Genomic DNA, 14,771 nt, shown 5'->3' on the forward strand with positions numbered 1-14,771 from the left:
TGTCTAGATAAGGGGATGGAGTATGATTGAATTGGAAATGAGAGTGGAGCGTATTAGAAAAGAAAAAATAGACGATATTGTTGCGTTATCTTCTTATATTGGTTGGGATTATAGCAGAGAAGAAATTGAGACGATTTTTAACGCAGGCATTGTATATGGTGTGTGGAATGAGAGAAAGAAACTTATTGCTAGCGCGGCAATAATATTATATGGGGAGAAAGTAGCGTCTATCGGAATGGTAATTGTACATCCAGATTATAAAGGAAGAGGAATTGGAAAGGCGATAACGCATTCATGCATGAATAGCGTATCAGCTCGAACACCAATTATGCTTATTGCAACGGATGAGGGGAAGTATTTATACGAAAAGCTAGGATTTAGGGTGGCAAGCTATGTTTCTAAATACATATGTAACTCGTACAATCCGAATCATAAATGTGCAAGAAATGAAGAATATATGATGGATTATGAAGAAGGTGATTTAGAAGAAATAATAAAAATAGATGAATATGCGTTTGGAACAAATAGAAAAGAGTTTTTAAAGAAAAGAATGATGCAAAGTGAACAGTGCACTGTTGTGAAGGATAAGGAACAAAATATAATAGGATATGGTTTGAGTATACAAACGCCGGAAAATAAAATATTAGGACCGGTAGTTGCTAAAAATGATGAGATGGCAATAAATATTGTTCATTATTTAGCAAAAGGGCATAATGGGAAATTAAGAATAGATGTACCAGAAGGAAAGAAAGATTTTGTGAAAGAATTAGAGGTTACTGGTTTTAAAAAGGTGAATACACCACCAATTATGATGAAAAATAGTGCTCAATTTTTGAAAAGAAATGGAGAACTATATAGTATTGCAGCACAAATTTTTGGGTAACAAAGAATCCTTCTGAATGAAGGATTCTTTGTTTATTAATCACGATATTGGTCGTGAGTTGGTTGGAAGAGGTCTTCCTCGATATCTCTCACCATAGAAAAATGATCAACGTTATAATGACCGTGTAAAATTTTATTGTGATGACCAATAATTTGCTCTGCAGACAATACGTTAGAATCAGTTGTGGAATGACCGTTTTTAATTAATGTAATGTCAAATCCTTGTACAGTTGCTGTCCTAACAGCTGTGTCAATACAATGTTCAGTTTTACATCCACCTATCACAATATGATTAATTTTTTCTTCTTTTAAAAGTTCAAGTAAAGAAGTGCCATAGAATGAATTCGTTGCTGCTTTATTAATGAGGATTGCAGACTGAGGTACTTGAATTTGATTATGTACTTCAAATCCCACGCCGCTACCAGAAGCAACATCGATATCTCTTACGAAAACAATAAGGGCATTTGAATCAATTGCTTTCTGTACAGCTGTATTTAGGGTAGCTAATAACTCAGTTTTACGAAAAACTTCATTTTCTTGCTCATTTCCATCAATTAATTCTTGTTGAGCATCGATAATTAATAGTGCTTGTTTCATCGTGTCTCCCCTTTAATATGAAATAAGTTCCACTGTACATATTCCTTCAGATTGTTAGGAAATCCTCCATTGCAAGCGAAGTAAACGATTGATTTACAAAGTTGTCAAAGAAATTTCATTCTCATAGTGTGTAAAAACATGTATGATAGGAAGTGAAGAATTTTTGAGTAGGTGGGAATATCATGCAAACAGTAGAAGATTATCTTTCATTCTTACATACGAAAGGATTTAAATTATCAGAGGAAGCACAAGGGTTTATTATGTTCGGGCAAGGATATACTGGTGCATCTGATGGAATTGTGAACGCAGCAATAGAAGCAACAATTAAACATCAATTACAGTTTGATGGCAGTTATTTTGTTGCGTTATTAGAACGATTGAAAGAAGAAGAAATTACAGATAAAAAAAGCGCTAAGGCTTTTATGCGGAAGTTACAAGCGTAACTTCACGCGGCCTGCGCTTCTTTTTTTGTTTTGGAAGGTAGTTCAACAAAAACCATGCCTAGAAAAATACATAGACATCCGAAAATAGCAGACATAGAAAGTTGTTCGTTAGCAACGAGAACACCTGTTAATGCAGCAAAAACGGGCTCCATTGCGAAAATAATTGCTACTCTCGTTGGAGAAGTATGTTTCTGAGCCGATGTTTGAATGAAAAAAGCAATGGATGTCGCAAATAAGGAAGTTAGAAATAGGGCGAATAAAAAGGAATGATTCGTCCATAGCGATATTGAAAATAAATTTTCCCAATCTTCAAATAAAAAAGCGCAAATAGAAGAAAATATACCAACAGTTAATACTTGGGATGTGCTTAGTAATAAAGGTGATATTTTCTTAGAATAGAAACCGTTAATGAGAATATGGGCAGCGAATGCGATTGCGCAACCGAGAACAAGTATATCTCCTATATTTAATTGAAAAGAATCAGCAGCTGTTAATAAATATAAACCGGCTGTTGCCACAGTGATACCGAGTACGACGAAAATGGTAGCCTTTTGTTTTAAAAAGATAAAAGATAAGATTGGAACCATAACAATGCTTAGTCCTGTTAAGAAACCTGCTTTTGAAGAAGTTGTATAGAGTAAGCCGAATGTTTGTAATAAATAGCCAACGCATAAAAAGAATCCAACAATTAATCCGGCAAAACTACTCTGCTTTATATCTTGTTTCGAAGTTTTTTGTGAGAAAATCATTTGAACAAATAATAAAATAATTCCGGCGAATAAAAAGCGAAGGCCATTAAAAGTAAATGGACCAACGAAAGACATAGCATTTTGAACGACAACAAACGTAGCTCCCCAAATAAAAGAGACAAATAATAAAGCGAGAGGAGCAAGCCACTCTTTTTTCACACTCATACCCCCGTTAATTTTGTAAGATAGCTTTTCTAGCTAATTCATCAGCGACTTTATTTTGACTACTTGGAATCCACTTAATAAAAAAGAGATCGAAACTTTTTATGTACTGTAGTGCTTCCTCTAATAGTGGTGCAAACATTTTATTTTTTGCGTATTCTTTTTCAACAGCTCGCTCGACAAGTTGCGAATCTGTACGAAAAGAGACAATGTTATAATTATGCTCCGTGCAATACTTTAATGCTGCAAGTAAAGCATGATATTCCGCTTCATGATTGGACATTGTTCCAAGTGGTAATGATAATTGTACAGGTGGCTGTATGCCTTTAATAAATACTCCCGCACCAGAAGGACCAGGATTTCCTTTTGATGCACCATCAATATACACTTCAATCAAAATGAGAAACCTCCAAATTATAAGATTATCCCCTACTTAAATGTTTTTTGAAGTAGGGGATAGAGTACTTATCCGATTGTGATGCTATAACGACATGTAAATGTTTCATTCGCTTGTAAAGATTGAATTCCTTTTTTTTCCTTGAAATCTTTTGCTGGATTTATTTCATCAGCGATTCCATACCAAGGTTCAATACATAAGAAAGGTGCGTTATCCCCTGGTGTCCATACGCCAACAAATGGAAATCCTGCAAATTCTACTTTTACAAATTTATTATGTTTATGAGAACGAATAGAAATTTCATTCGTATTCATATTTTCAAAAATAAGTGCATCATTTTTGAATAAATCGTATGTAAGTGGCAATTCATTCGTATTTTCAGCGATTAATTGTTTTTTACTTGAAAGATAAGGTCCTTCTAATACACTTGTTTCTAAGCGTTCAGAACCGTTAAATGATAGATGATAATCTGTAAATGATTCGCCGTCTAATAGAGGGAAGTTGAATCCAGGGTGCGCTCCGATTGAGAAGAACATCTCTTTTGAAGCAGGATTGTTTACTTCATATGTAACATGTATATTTTGTTCTTCTACCTCATAAGAAATGAGTAGTTCAAATTCGTAAGGATATTTTTTTAATGTTTCTTCATTACTAGTAACGATATAAGTAATTTTTGTTTCACTTTGTTCTTTTACAGAGAACGTAAGATCACGAGCGAAACCGTGTTGAGTTAAAGAATATGGTTTACCATCTACGTAGTATGTATTATCTACTAATCGGCCGACAATTGGGAATAAAATTGGTGCGCGACGTCCCCAATAAGTAGAATCACCTTGCCATAAATATTCTGTGTTATCTTCTTTTAAGCGAACGCTTTGCAATTCTGCACCTTTGTCAGAAATGGAAACGATTACTTTTTCATTTTGTATTGTTGCTGTCATGAAGTGAAACCTCCTAAATCTTTCATATGTTTCATTATACGTTGTCTAAAAGAAAAAAGGTAGTTGATGATAGGAATCTATTGACGAAAGAGTGTCTAATGCGTAAAATATAATCTTGTTGCTTAAAAAACGAATAACGTGGTTCGAAACCATCCCACGTAAAAAAACTAAGGAGATTTTGTCATGAATATAAGAACAATAGTCGGTAATGGTATTATAGCGGCATTATATATTGCTGTTTCTATGCTTATTCAGCCATTTGGCTTTACAGGTGTACAGTTTCGTATTTCAGAGATGTTTAATCATCTCGTTGTATTTAATAAGAAAGCAAGTTACGGAATTGTATTAGGTGTATTTTTAACGAATCTCTTTTTCTCACCTATGGTCGCTTATGATTTAGTATTTGGAGTAGGGCAATCTATTCTTGCATTAGTTGCAACGATTATTTCTATGCGATTCATTAAAGGTGTTTGGGCTCGTATGATTTTTAATACAGTTATCTTTACGATTACAATGTTTATGATTGCAATTGAACTTCATCTTGCATTTGATTTACCATTTATGTGGACTTGGTTAACATGTGCAGCAGGTGAATTCGTAGTAATGGCGATTGGGATGCCTGTAATGTACTGGATTAATAAGCGAGTACAATTTGAAAGATTTATGTAATAGATGAAAAAGCTATTCCTATAGGGATAGCTCTTTTTGTATGTGATTATATTGAATATAATACTGTGACTCTTGATAAAATATAATAAAATATAAATAAGAATTCTTATATAAGGGGAATTTAGCATGAAATATAAAATTCATTGGTTATATAAAACAAAACGCGGATTGCAGACGGAATTAACGACAGATTATATGAACATAGAAGAAGTACTTCAATTTGCGGAGGATTTTGAGAAAACAGGAAGAGCGAAAGAACTTTTATTTTACGATGAAATGGATGCAGAATGGTCATTAAAAGAAATGAAGAAGCTGAGTAAACAAGTGGAGGAAGAGATTCAAGAAATATATGTTTATTTTGATGGTGGGTATGATCTTCAGACGAAAGAAGCTGGAGTAGGTATATGTGTGTATTATAAAAAAGGAAATACAAACTACCGAATTCGCCGCAACGCATATATAGAAGGTATATATGATAATAATGAAGCCGAATATGCATCATTATTATACGGTATAAATATACTCGAAGAATTAGGGATTAAGTATGAAGCAGTTACGCTTCGTGGAGACTCTCAAGTTGTACTGCAGCAATTGGCTGGAGAATGGCCTTGCTATGATGAGCATTTAAATCATTACTTAGATCAAATTGAACGAAAGGCGAAGCAAATGAAATTAAAGCTTGTATGTGAGCCAATATCTAGAAAACAAAATAAAGAAGCACATCAATTAGCAACGCAAGCATTAGAAGGGACAGTCATTGATAGTCATAAAGAAATAACCGAATAGAGAGGTGCAAAGGTGGATAAAAAGCAACTCATTACAGAGGTAAATGACTTATTAGAAACGTATTGTGAAGGATGTTTTTTACGAGAACATAATCGGAAAACGAATAGTAAATATTATGCCCATTCATTTTGTATTAGGCAATGTACAGTTGGAGAAACGTTGAAAAAATATGGAGAACAGTTGTCATAAAAAACATCCAGAGAAAACTCTCTGGATGTTTTTTTAGTGCTTCGCTTCATGTAATTGATGCTCGCACTTACTTAATTTCTTTTCCTCATTCATTAAAAATGGCTCATCTAAATCTGTTGCAACAGATTTCATAATCTCAAGTTGAGAGCGAGCTGCTTCTACTGCAGTAGTGGCATGCTCCAGTGTGTCTGGATCCATTGAAATTGTTGCAGAACCTACCATTTTTTGTGCTGTTTCTACACGGAATTTCACTTCTTCAAAATCATTTACTTCTGAACCCATTGTAATTGCCTCCTTTGTGAATTGCGCATTTCACATAGTTTTCGCTCTGTAAAACGGAAATATACAAAGGAATAACAAAGGAGGTTACCAAGTAAGGTAACCTCCTGTCATATGTTGGATTAAAGTTTTACTACGTTAGCAGCCTGAGGTCCACGGTTTCCTTCAGTGATATCGAAAGATACTTCTTGACCTTCTTCTAAAGCTTTGTAGCCGTCACCTTGAATAGCAGAGAAATGTACGAATACATCGTCAGCGCCGTCCATTTCGATAAATCCAAAACCTTTTTCGTTGTTAAACCATTTTACTTTTCCTTGCATGTTACAATTCCTCCTAAAAACATTTGCTTTTTTCATTTAGTGAAATTCATTTGAAAAGATAATATAAACTAAAAATGCTATAATCTTGAATATTCTGCTAAATGATTAATTTAAATATACACGAATTGGTAGAAATTAGTCAAGTAAGCGATTTTATTTTTTTGTATTTTTAAATAATTTTTTGGTCAAATGTTTAAAAAGGTATAGGACAGGCCGGTTATGTAATATTCTCTATTGAATGCTATACATAATGAGGTGAAAGAATGAATAAGTCTTACTTATTAGATAATGAAGGAATGAGAACGAGAACGGATATACCGAATTGGGTTGCAAAAGAATTTCAAAATTTTTCAAGCATCGTGTTAGAAGCAACTTTCCCATGTTATTTCGGTTTAACAGCATTGAAAAAGAATGAACTTCGTTATTCATTTCTTTCTCATAATGATTGGAGTCATTTGCCACATACAATGTTATCTTTTTTAGAATTAATGAAAGAGCGGCCAATTGTAAGAAGAGGATTTTTTCTTTTTGTGGAACCAGAATGGGAAGAACAATCACTTGAATATTATCGTGATTACTTTTGGAAAGTACTACAGTATTTACATGAACATGATAATCAAACATGGCCGCAGCAAATTCCTGAAGATCCAGATCATTATTTATGGGAATTTTCATTCGGTGGTGAACCGATATTTGCATTTGGGAATGCACCCGCTTATAAACAGAGAAAGACTAGGCATTTAGGGAATTCACTCGTTATTGGGTTTCAGCCACGTACCATTTTCGATGGATTAGAAGGTGATCGTCCTAAAGGGGCCTATTCAAGGCAAATGGTTCGTGAACGAGTTGAAAAGTGGGATCAGCTGCCGAAACATCCTAACATTAGTCATTACGGTGATCTTGACCATCGAGAATGGAAACAATATTTTATTGGAGACGATATTGAGCCAATAAAAGGGAAATGTCCTTTTCATCATAAGGTAGAGAAATAAGAGCCATCATCTAGATGGCTCTTTTGTATATTTTGGATAAAAAAGGGTATTTTATTATGAAAGCTAGTCTATTTTTAAAGGTTACATCATTACTTAATAGTAAAGGAAGTAGAAAGGATAGAGCGATGTCTGGAGCAATTATACAGCAAATTGTATTAGGTATTTCATTAGCGGCACCAGTAGGTCCAATTAATATTGAAATGTTAAAACGAGGAATTGAACGCGGGTTTTGGCATGCGTGGGTTGTTGGAATTGGTGGAATGACTGCAGATGTTTTGTTTATGCTTCTCATTTATTTCGGTTTATCTTCTGTGTTTATGTATACATACGTACAAGCTCTTATGTATTGCACGGGGTTTTTCTTATTATTTTATTTAGGATTTCAAAGTGTAAAACAAGGAATTTCCCACTCGAATATGGAATATAAAAAAGAAGAGGTAGGTGGCCTTAAACAATCGTTTATGGCAGGATTTTTAATTGCTATATCCAATCCATTAAATCTTGTTTTTTGGTTTGGTATATATGGAAGCACACTTAGCTCATTGCTTACGAAGGTAACGAAACAAGAAGCTTTCTTGTACAGTCTATGCATTATTGTTGGTATTATTTTATGGAATTTAAATATTGCTTTTTCTGTACATTTTGGAAGGACTTTATTAAAACAGAAAGCACTTGGCTACATAACAGCCGGAGCAGGTATTATTTTAGTAGGATATTCTATCCATTTTGCATACAAAGCTTTACAGTTGTTCACATAAGATTGAAGGGGAGATTTTTATGTATCGAACCACTATTGACGGAAAAGAAATTATTATTACGTTAGCACCAAAAATCCGAAAAGAGATTACTGATAGGGATCCATTATATGAAGCGGTATTTAATACTGTAGCCAGATTGCTACAAACGAAACAACCAACGTTTGCAGTAAATCATGAAGTATTTGGACTCATTATTGGAGAGGTACAAAGGGGAGAAGTAACAGTGTTTGCAGTAGAACACATTATTCCGAAGCAAAATATATTTGGAACAAACAATTTTTTCTCGACAATAGAACAGCGGGCAAATTTGTAAAGTGAATAGAAAAGTAATAGTCGTAACGATACGTTGCGGCTGTTTTTTTGGAAAAAGGGGAAGTAAGATGAAGAGAGTAGGGATAGAGTTCTTTTTATAGCATGATATTGTTATTATGTATAGTATTTTATTTATTTTCATCATTATTTTAAAAATGCAATTTTTTACATGGATCGGTATGTTAGCGTGTCTGTTTGAAATTGTTTTTTATACGCGTAACGAATATATGACCCATCGTTTTTTATTCCATTTAAAGCCGCCTAAAAACGTATTTTTATTAAAAATGTTAAGAAGATTACATTATGATCATCACGTATACCCAGATGATTTGAAACTTTTATTTTTGCCTGTATGGTTTAGTGTACCTAGCTTTACTATATATTTACTTATATCATATGGTATTACAAAAAGTGTTACCGTTACACTTTCATTTGGAATCGGAATGATTATCATGCTCCTTGTTTATGAATGGAAACGTTATATTGCACATAAGCCGATTCGTCCCGTCACTAAGTTTGGAAGGTGGCTAAAAAAACAGCATATATTACACCATTATAAAAACGAAAAGTTTTGGTTTGGTGTTTCAAATCCAGTATTCGATTTTATATTTGGAACGCTTAAAGATGGAAAAGACGTTGAATTAAGCACCACTTCTTTCTTAACGAGGAAAAAATGTGTACGGGTATTTGTTAGAATCGGGCTAATAATCGGTGTGGGGTGTACGAAACCCATACGGATTTAAGTTGCACTTTATTGTGAAAAAGTATATTAAAAACTTAGAGAAAATTGACGAAAAATGTCTACCGAAAAATCTTTGCAGGAATGTATGGATTGTCTAAAATGAAAATAAGTTTCTGAATATTTATAAAATTTAGTCTTTGTGTATACGAAGGGGAAGTGTATTTCGAGTTGGAGAGGGGAGTAGGGGATGAAACGAGATGATACGTCAGCACGTAAGTTGCAAAATGAAGTGAATTATACAGAGGTTGTTCAGTCAGAAGAATTTCAATTGTTATTAAATACGAAGAAGAAGTTTATCGTTCCAATGAGTATTTTCTTTTTCAGTTTTTTTATTGCGCTACCTATTTTAACATCGTATTCGAAAGTGCTTAATACACCAGCATTCGGTGATGTGACATGGGCATGGGTATTTGCTTTTGCGCAATTTATTATGACATGGTCATTATGTATGATTTATAGTAAGAAAGCTCAATCCTTTGATGAAATTTCGCGGAAAATTCTACAAGATATGCAAAAAGGGAGGAGTTGAATTTGAATACTACTGCGTTTGCACTATTTTTAATTATTGTTCTTGGTACGCTCGTCATAACCTATTTTGCATCGAAAAAAACGAAAAATGCGAGTGAGTTTTATACGGCTGGAGGGGGATTAACGGGTTGGCAAAATGGTCTGGCCATTGCTGGGGATTATATGTCTGCTGCGTCATTCCTCGGTATTGCTGGAGCGATAGCGTTAACTGGATTTGATGGATTTTTTTATAGTATTGGATTTTTAGTTGCGTATTTAGTTGTATTATACCTAGTTGCAGAACCGCTTAGAAATTTAGGGAAGTACACATTGGCGGATATGATTGCAGCGCGTTTTGATGCGAAAAAAGTTCGCGGTATTGCTGCCCTGAATACGATGACAATTTCAATTTTTTATATGATTGCCCAATTAGTCGGTGCGGGTGCACTTATTAAATTATTATTAGGAATAGAATATACGACAGCAGTTTTAATCGTTGGCACATTAATGACAGTGTACGTTATTTTTGGTGGTATGACTGCTACGAGTTGGGTACAAATTGTTAAGGCTGTATTACTAATGGCTGGTACATTTATTATTTCTGTTATCGTTTTTGCAAAATTTAATTTTAGTGTGACTGAAATGTTTGCTCAAATGAAAACAGCTACACCATTAAAAGATTCGTTTTTAAATCCAGGAGTAAAGTATAAAGATGGTCTTGATACACTGTCTTTAAATTTAGGACTAGTCCTTGGTACAGCTGGATTACCACATATTCTTGTGCGCTTTTTTACAGTGCGAGATGCAAAAACGGCACGTCAATCTGTTGTGTATGCGACATGGTTAATTGGCGCATTTTATATTATGACAATTTTCTTAGGGTTTGGAGCAGCAGCGTTTGTAGGAAATGAGGCAATTATTAAAGCAAATCCAGCTGGTAATATGGCAGCACCTTTATTAGCTAAAGCATTAGGCGGGGACTTCTTATTTGCATTCGTATCAGCCATTGCCTTTGCAACCATTTTAGCTGTAGTAGCAGGACTTGTATTAACAGCAGCATCAGCATTTGCGCATGATTTTTATAACGAGATTATCCGTAAAGGCAAGTCTACGGAAAAAGAGCAAGTGTCAATGGCTCGTTATGCTTCGATTGGAGTAGCTGTAGTATCTATTATACTTGCGTTATTTGCGCAAACCTTAAACGTAGCATTTTTAGTTTCATTAGCATTTGCAGTCGCGGCTAGTGCAAACTTACCAGTTATATTATTTACAATCTATTGGAAGCGTTTTAATACAACGGGTGCCATTTCTGGTATGGTCGTTGGACTCGTATCAGCAATTGTTCTTGTAGCGTTAAGTCCAAACGTCTGGAACCCTGTAGCTGGAAAAGCTATTTTTGTTGGAGAAGCCTTATTCCCATATACGACACCTGGCATTATTTCGATTCCGCTTGGTTTCCTAGCAGCATATTTAGGAACTATTTTCTCTAGTAAGAAAGAAGATGTAGCGAAGTTTGATGAAATTCTTGTGAAATCGAATACTGGTCATGGTATTAGCGACGCATCTTCACATTAAAAAAGAGGAGCTTTTCGTATTAAAAGAAAAGCTCTTTTTCTTTTGTCATTTTCTTATAAAGTGAAACTTTAATCAGTGGGGGGGGCATGCTCACTGATTATTAGCCCGCACCAATCGGGCTTTTACGGGCAGTTAATCTCCCACCTAACTTCTTTGCTCCAGCTGAATTTTGGGGTGGGAGTTTTACTACCCATTAATGCGGGATAAATATTACTGTGTTGTAAGTAGGATTTGTCATAATTTTGTGGAATGAAAATAAGCAAGGAGAAATTTAAATCATCATGGCACCAGCGCAGCTTTTGTGAAAAATAAGTTGTTATGGAAGGTGGAAGAAATGATGAAAACGAAACAAACTGACGAATTATTAGCAAAAGATGAGCAATATGTTTGGCACGGCATGCGTCCCTTTAGTCCAAGTAGTACAATGGTAGGGGCAAAAGCAGAAGGGTGCTGGGTTGAAGATATACATGGAAAAAGATATTTAGATGGTATGAGTGGTCTTTGGTGTGTGAATAGTGGGTACGGAAGAAAAGAACTCGCAGAAGCGGCTTATGAACAATTACAAACATTATCGTACTTTCCGATGTCGCAATCACATGAGCCAGCAATAAAGCTTGCTGAAAAGTTAAATGAGTGGCTTGGAGGAGAATATGTTATTTTCTTCTCAAATAGTGGGTCAGAAGCGAATGAAACAGCTTTTAAAATAGCAAGGCAATACTATGCACATAAAGGTGAACCACATCGTTATAAATTTATGTCACGTTACCGAGGATATCATGGAAATACAATGGCGACAATGGCAGCGACGGGACAAGCGCAGCGTAGATATCAATATGAGCCTTTTGCCTCAGGATTTTTACACGTAACACCGCCAGATTGTTATCGTATGCCAGAAATGGAATCACAAAATATTTATGATGTAGAGTGTGTGAAAGAAGTAGATCGTGTTATGACATGGGAATTAAGTGAAACGATAGCCGCATTTATTATGGAGCCGATCATTACAGGCGGAGGTATTTTAATGCCACCACAAGACTATATGAAAGCTGTTCATGAAACATGTCAAAAACACGGTGCGCTACTCATTAGTGATGAAGTGATTTGTGGTTTCGGGCGTACAGGAAAAGCATTTGGATTTATGAACTATGATGTTAAGCCTGATATCATTACGATGGCGAAAGGTATTACGAGTGCATACTTACCATTATCAGCAACAGCTGTGAAAAAAGAAATTTATGAAGCATTTAAAGGAACTGGGGAATATGAATTTTTCCGCCATATTAATACATTTGGTGGAAACCCGGCGGCTTGTGCATTAGCACTTAAAAACTTAGAGATTATGGAAAAAGAAGATTTAATTGGACGCTCTGCACAAATGGGCTCACTTTTATTAGAGCAATTAAAAGAAGAAATCGGGGAACATCCGCTAGTTGGAAATATTAGAGGGAAAGGTCTATTAGTAGGAATTGAACTAGTAAATGATAAAGAGACGAAAGAACCGATTGATAACGACAAAATCGCGACTGTTGTAAATGCTTGTAAAGAAAAAGGTTTAATTATAGGACGAAACGGTATGACAACAGCAGGGTATAATAATGTTTTAACATTAGCGCCGCCTCTTGTTATTTCAAGTGAAGAAATTGCTTTCGTTGTTGGTACGTTGAAGACAGCGATGGAGCGTATTTAATCAAATAAAAGAACAAAAGTGAGCTGTAATATAAGGCTCGCTTTTGTTTATTACGTGAAATATGGTAGTTTTTTAAAGGGAGGGGATATGAATGGAGAAATATGATCCTAGTCAACATTATCACATCGGATATTATGAAGATGGATATGATTTAGAAGTGACAGCGTACAAAAGAATAAAGGAACCAGTTTGGGATGCTTATATTCCGCACTATGAGGTAGACGATTTTTATAAGAAAGTGGAGGAAATGAAGCTAGGTGAATATATCGATGACTATGGCATTAAAGTATATTCATTTCGTGATAATATTGATGATGAAGAAGCAAGGACTATTTTTGAAAAATGGTTAAAGACGAATGAGATTGTTTAAAGAGAAAATGAAAAAGGAGATTACTATTTTATAAAATAGTAATCTCCTTTTATTATAGTAAACTTATTTACTTGCTTTCATTGCTTTATCTTTGGCACCAAAAGTGTATTTTAACATTGGTGGTGTAATCATTGTAGTTAAAATAACGACAATAACGATAGCTGTAAAGTAATCTTGTGCTAATAGTCCAGAAGAAAGACCTGTTCCTGCGATGATAAGTGCAACTTCACCACGTGAAACCATTCCAGCACCGATAATTGCAGAAGACTTTGCATCAAATCCAGTCATGCGTGCACCAAATCCACAACCGATTAGTTTTGTGAAGACAGCGATAACTGTTAATGCTAAGATGAACCAAATTTGATTACCAATACCATCAAATGTAATATTCATACCGATACTAACAAAGAATACTGGAACGAACATTGCGTAAGCAATCGGTTCTACTTTCTTTTCTACTTCATGTTTGTAGTTCGTTTGAGAAATTGCGATACCAGCTGCGAAAGCACCGATAATACCAGCAATTCCTAATAATTCGCCGAAATATGCGAATGAGAAACAGATAATAAGAGCCGCGCTCACGATAGACTCAGATACGCGTAGTGGTGATAACCAACGCATAATCGCTGGAACACCTTTCCATCCGATTAAAATAATAGAAGCGAAGAATACGACCTTCTTCAAGATAACCATTGTTAAGTTAACATCGTCTGTACCTAAGAAGCTCATTGCGAATGCTAATAAAATAACAACAAGAATGTCATCAAATACAGCTGCTCCAAGCATCGTTGTACTTTCACGTGTTTTCATCTTACCTAAATCGCGAAGTGTTTGAACGGAAATACTAACACTTGTCGCACATAGAAGTAATCCTAAAAATACAGCGTTCCCTTGTTCCATTCCCATAACAAGACCGGAAACATAACCACCTACGAATGGAAGAATGATACCTCCGAGTGCAACTGCTAAAGAAGAGTTACGATTTGCATTTAATTCTTCTAAGTCTGTTTCAAGTCCAGCCATAAACATTAAAAGAATAACACCAACATTACTTAATTGTGTTAGAAGTTCTGAGTTTTCAATCCAACCAAATACGGCTGGGCCGATAACGATACCGACAATTAATTTACCGAGTACAGAAGGTTGACCTAATCTAACACTAAGGTCACCAGCAAGCTTTGTACTTAATAAAATAAGTGCAATTTGAAAGAAAAATTCGAATTCCATTTGATCCTCTCCTTATCACTTTGTATTTTTATTAAACGATTTCTCGGAATTTGCCTAATGAAAATATGTAAAAACCATTAAACAAAGGGTCTGATTACAAGTTCTTTTGAACTTGTAATTTGAACCTGTAATCAATATATAATAAAATTTATAAAAAATCAATGAAAAAATAGCAGATTTTCATGAT

20 protein-coding genes and 1 riboswitch are annotated in these 14,771 nt (G+C 34.9%); of the genes, 13 read left to right on the plus strand and 7 right to left on the minus strand.

What is annotated here, in order from left to right:
• Positions 1-22: 22 nt before the first annotated feature.
• Entirely contained in the window at positions 23-883 is an 861-nt protein-coding gene (locus MHH42_RS07995; RefSeq protein ID WP_000571029.1) for a GNAT family N-acetyltransferase, read from the plus strand.
• A gap of 35 nt (positions 884-918) precedes the next feature.
• On the opposite strand, the gene MHH42_RS08000 is transcribed toward MHH42_RS07995, so the two are convergent.
• Positions 919-1,479, minus strand: a complete 561-nt coding sequence (locus MHH42_RS08000; protein ID WP_085449976.1) for a cysteine hydrolase family protein — start codon at positions 1,477-1,479, stop codon at positions 919-921.
• Between the two features lie 182 nt (positions 1,480-1,661).
• Here MHH42_RS08000 and MHH42_RS08005 point away from each other — a divergent pair, with 182 nt between their 5' ends.
• Positions 1,662-1,922, plus strand: coding sequence for a DUF6123 family protein (locus MHH42_RS08005; RefSeq protein ID WP_001195212.1), 261 nt, complete (start codon positions 1,662-1,664; stop codon positions 1,920-1,922).
• Between the two features lie 2 nt (positions 1,923-1,924).
• On the opposite strand, the gene MHH42_RS08010 is transcribed toward MHH42_RS08005, so the two are convergent.
• The 3 genes from MHH42_RS08010 to MHH42_RS08020 all read right to left on the minus strand — a co-directional run bounded on the left by MHH42_RS08010 (position 1,925) and on the right by MHH42_RS08020 (position 4,171).
• Positions 1,925-2,830 carry a DMT family transporter gene (locus MHH42_RS08010; RefSeq protein WP_340893117.1) on the minus strand — a complete coding sequence of 302 codons (906 nt, stop codon included), beginning with the start codon at positions 2,828-2,830 and terminating at the stop codon, positions 1,925-1,927.
• A 13-nt stretch (positions 2,831-2,843) separates the two neighbouring features.
• Positions 2,844-3,230, minus strand: coding sequence for a reverse transcriptase-like protein (locus MHH42_RS08015; protein WP_000573867.1), 387 nt, complete (start codon positions 3,228-3,230; stop codon positions 2,844-2,846).
• Positions 3,231-3,298: 68 nt separating this feature from the next.
• Positions 3,299-4,171: an aldose 1-epimerase family protein gene (locus tag MHH42_RS08020; protein WP_000127408.1), complete on the minus strand. Its 873-nt coding sequence runs from the start codon at positions 4,169-4,171 to the stop codon at positions 3,299-3,301.
• A gap of 132 nt (positions 4,172-4,303) precedes the next feature.
• Positions 4,304-4,348: riboswitch (PreQ1 riboswitch) on the plus strand.
• A gap of 6 nt (positions 4,349-4,354) precedes the next feature.
• Here MHH42_RS08020 and MHH42_RS08025 point away from each other — a divergent pair.
• The 3 genes from MHH42_RS08025 to MHH42_RS08035 all read left to right on the plus strand — a co-directional run bounded on the left by MHH42_RS08025 (position 4,355) and on the right by MHH42_RS08035 (position 5,815).
• Positions 4,355-4,840, plus strand: a complete 486-nt coding sequence (locus tag MHH42_RS08025; protein WP_001026463.1) for a QueT transporter family protein — start codon at positions 4,355-4,357, stop codon at positions 4,838-4,840.
• Positions 4,841-4,966: 126 nt separating this feature from the next.
• Positions 4,967-5,626: a ribonuclease H family protein gene (locus tag MHH42_RS08030; protein ID WP_000875538.1), complete on the plus strand. Its 660-nt coding sequence runs from the start codon at positions 4,967-4,969 to the stop codon at positions 5,624-5,626.
• Between the two features lie 12 nt (positions 5,627-5,638).
• Complete coding sequence (locus tag MHH42_RS08035; RefSeq protein WP_000358801.1) at positions 5,639-5,815, plus strand: zinc-finger domain-containing protein; 177 nt, start codon at positions 5,639-5,641, stop codon at positions 5,813-5,815.
• Between the two features lie 33 nt (positions 5,816-5,848).
• Here MHH42_RS08035 and MHH42_RS08040 read toward each other — a convergent pair whose 3' ends face one another.
• Positions 5,849-6,097 (minus strand): DUF2564 family protein, encoded by a 249-nt coding sequence (locus MHH42_RS08040; RefSeq protein WP_000534393.1) that lies wholly within the window; start codon positions 6,095-6,097, stop codon positions 5,849-5,851.
• A gap of 119 nt (positions 6,098-6,216) precedes the next feature.
• Positions 6,217-6,414 (minus strand): cold shock-like protein CspB, encoded by a 198-nt coding sequence (cspB, locus tag MHH42_RS08045; RefSeq protein ID WP_001161728.1) that lies wholly within the window; start codon positions 6,412-6,414, stop codon positions 6,217-6,219.
• A 263-nt stretch (positions 6,415-6,677) separates the two neighbouring features.
• Between cspB and MHH42_RS08050 the strand changes: the two genes are divergently transcribed.
• The 8 genes from MHH42_RS08050 (at position 6,678) to MHH42_RS08085 (ending at position 13,357) form a co-directional block, all read left to right on the plus strand.
• Positions 6,678-7,406, plus strand: a complete 729-nt coding sequence (locus MHH42_RS08050; RefSeq protein ID WP_001043781.1) for a YqcI/YcgG family protein — start codon at positions 6,678-6,680, stop codon at positions 7,404-7,406.
• A gap of 14 nt (positions 7,407-7,420) precedes the next feature.
• Positions 7,421-8,164, plus strand: a complete 744-nt coding sequence (locus tag MHH42_RS08055; protein ID WP_340893118.1) for a LysE family transporter — start codon at positions 7,421-7,423, stop codon at positions 8,162-8,164.
• 19 nt (positions 8,165-8,183) lie between these two features.
• Positions 8,184-8,477, plus strand: coding sequence for a cytoplasmic protein (locus MHH42_RS08060; protein ID WP_340893119.1), 294 nt, complete (start codon positions 8,184-8,186; stop codon positions 8,475-8,477).
• A gap of 115 nt (positions 8,478-8,592) precedes the next feature.
• A complete protein-coding gene (locus MHH42_RS08065) occupies positions 8,593-9,219 on the plus strand; it encodes a sterol desaturase family protein (RefSeq protein ID WP_340893120.1) in 627 nt (208 codons plus the stop codon).
• A gap of 186 nt (positions 9,220-9,405) precedes the next feature.
• Positions 9,406-9,747, plus strand: a complete 342-nt coding sequence (locus tag MHH42_RS08070; RefSeq protein WP_000817371.1) for a DUF485 domain-containing protein — start codon at positions 9,406-9,408, stop codon at positions 9,745-9,747.
• 2 nt (positions 9,748-9,749) lie between these two features.
• Complete coding sequence (locus tag MHH42_RS08075; protein WP_001098226.1) at positions 9,750-11,300, plus strand: solute symporter family protein; 1,551 nt, start codon at positions 9,750-9,752, stop codon at positions 11,298-11,300.
• 337 nt (positions 11,301-11,637) lie between these two features.
• Positions 11,638-12,987 (plus strand): aspartate aminotransferase family protein, encoded by a 1,350-nt coding sequence (locus MHH42_RS08080; RefSeq protein ID WP_070172949.1) that lies wholly within the window; start codon positions 11,638-11,640, stop codon positions 12,985-12,987.
• A gap of 91 nt (positions 12,988-13,078) precedes the next feature.
• Complete coding sequence (locus MHH42_RS08085) at positions 13,079-13,357, plus strand: DUF3986 family protein (RefSeq protein WP_000417075.1); 279 nt, start codon at positions 13,079-13,081, stop codon at positions 13,355-13,357.
• A 63-nt stretch (positions 13,358-13,420) separates the two neighbouring features.
• Here MHH42_RS08085 and MHH42_RS08090 read toward each other — a convergent pair whose 3' ends face one another.
• Positions 13,421-14,584: a cation:proton antiporter gene (locus tag MHH42_RS08090; RefSeq protein ID WP_000393883.1), complete on the minus strand. Its 1,164-nt coding sequence runs from the start codon at positions 14,582-14,584 to the stop codon at positions 13,421-13,423.
• Positions 14,585-14,771: the final 187 nt, after the last annotated feature.

Origin of the sequence: Bacillus sp. FSL L8-0099 (genome assembly GCF_038006385.1) — a bacterium.
Classification (GTDB): domain Bacteria; phylum Bacillota; class Bacilli; order Bacillales; family Bacillaceae_G; genus Bacillus_A; species Bacillus_A toyonensis.

Coding starts and splice junctions, on each gene's coding strand:
- MHH42_RS08000 (WP_085449976.1), bottom strand. CDS start 1,479: ATGAAACAAGCACTATTAATTATCGATGCTCAACAAGAATTAATTGAT.
- cspB (WP_001161728.1), bottom strand. CDS start 6,414: ATGCAAGGAAAAGTAAAATGGTTTAACAACGAAAAAGGTTTTGGATTT.
- MHH42_RS08020 (WP_000127408.1), bottom strand. CDS start 4,171: ATGACAGCAACAATACAAAATGAAAAAGTAATCGTTTCCATTTCTGAC.
- MHH42_RS08005 (WP_001195212.1), top strand. CDS start 1,662: ATGCAAACAGTAGAAGATTATCTTTCATTCTTACATACGAAAGGATTT.
- MHH42_RS08090 (WP_000393883.1), bottom strand. CDS start 14,584: ATGGAATTCGAATTTTTCTTTCAAATTGCACTTATTTTATTAAGTACA.
- MHH42_RS08040 (WP_000534393.1), bottom strand. CDS start 6,097: ATGGGTTCAGAAGTAAATGATTTTGAAGAAGTGAAATTCCGTGTAGAA.
- MHH42_RS08070 (WP_000817371.1), top strand. CDS start 9,406: ATGAAACGAGATGATACGTCAGCACGTAAGTTGCAAAATGAAGTGAAT.
- MHH42_RS08030 (WP_000875538.1), top strand. CDS start 4,967: ATGAAATATAAAATTCATTGGTTATATAAAACAAAACGCGGATTGCAG.
- MHH42_RS08085 (WP_000417075.1), top strand. CDS start 13,079: ATGGAGAAATATGATCCTAGTCAACATTATCACATCGGATATTATGAA.
- MHH42_RS08065 (WP_340893120.1), top strand. CDS start 8,593: ATGTATAGTATTTTATTTATTTTCATCATTATTTTAAAAATGCAATTT.
- MHH42_RS08060 (WP_340893119.1), top strand. CDS start 8,184: ATGTATCGAACCACTATTGACGGAAAAGAAATTATTATTACGTTAGCA.
- MHH42_RS08080 (WP_070172949.1), top strand. CDS start 11,638: ATGAAAACGAAACAAACTGACGAATTATTAGCAAAAGATGAGCAATAT.
- MHH42_RS07995 (WP_000571029.1), top strand. CDS start 23: ATGATTGAATTGGAAATGAGAGTGGAGCGTATTAGAAAAGAAAAAATA.
- MHH42_RS08055 (WP_340893118.1), top strand. CDS start 7,421: ATGGCTCTTTTGTATATTTTGGATAAAAAAGGGTATTTTATTATGAAA.
- MHH42_RS08050 (WP_001043781.1), top strand. CDS start 6,678: ATGAATAAGTCTTACTTATTAGATAATGAAGGAATGAGAACGAGAACG.
- MHH42_RS08025 (WP_001026463.1), top strand. CDS start 4,355: ATGAATATAAGAACAATAGTCGGTAATGGTATTATAGCGGCATTATAT.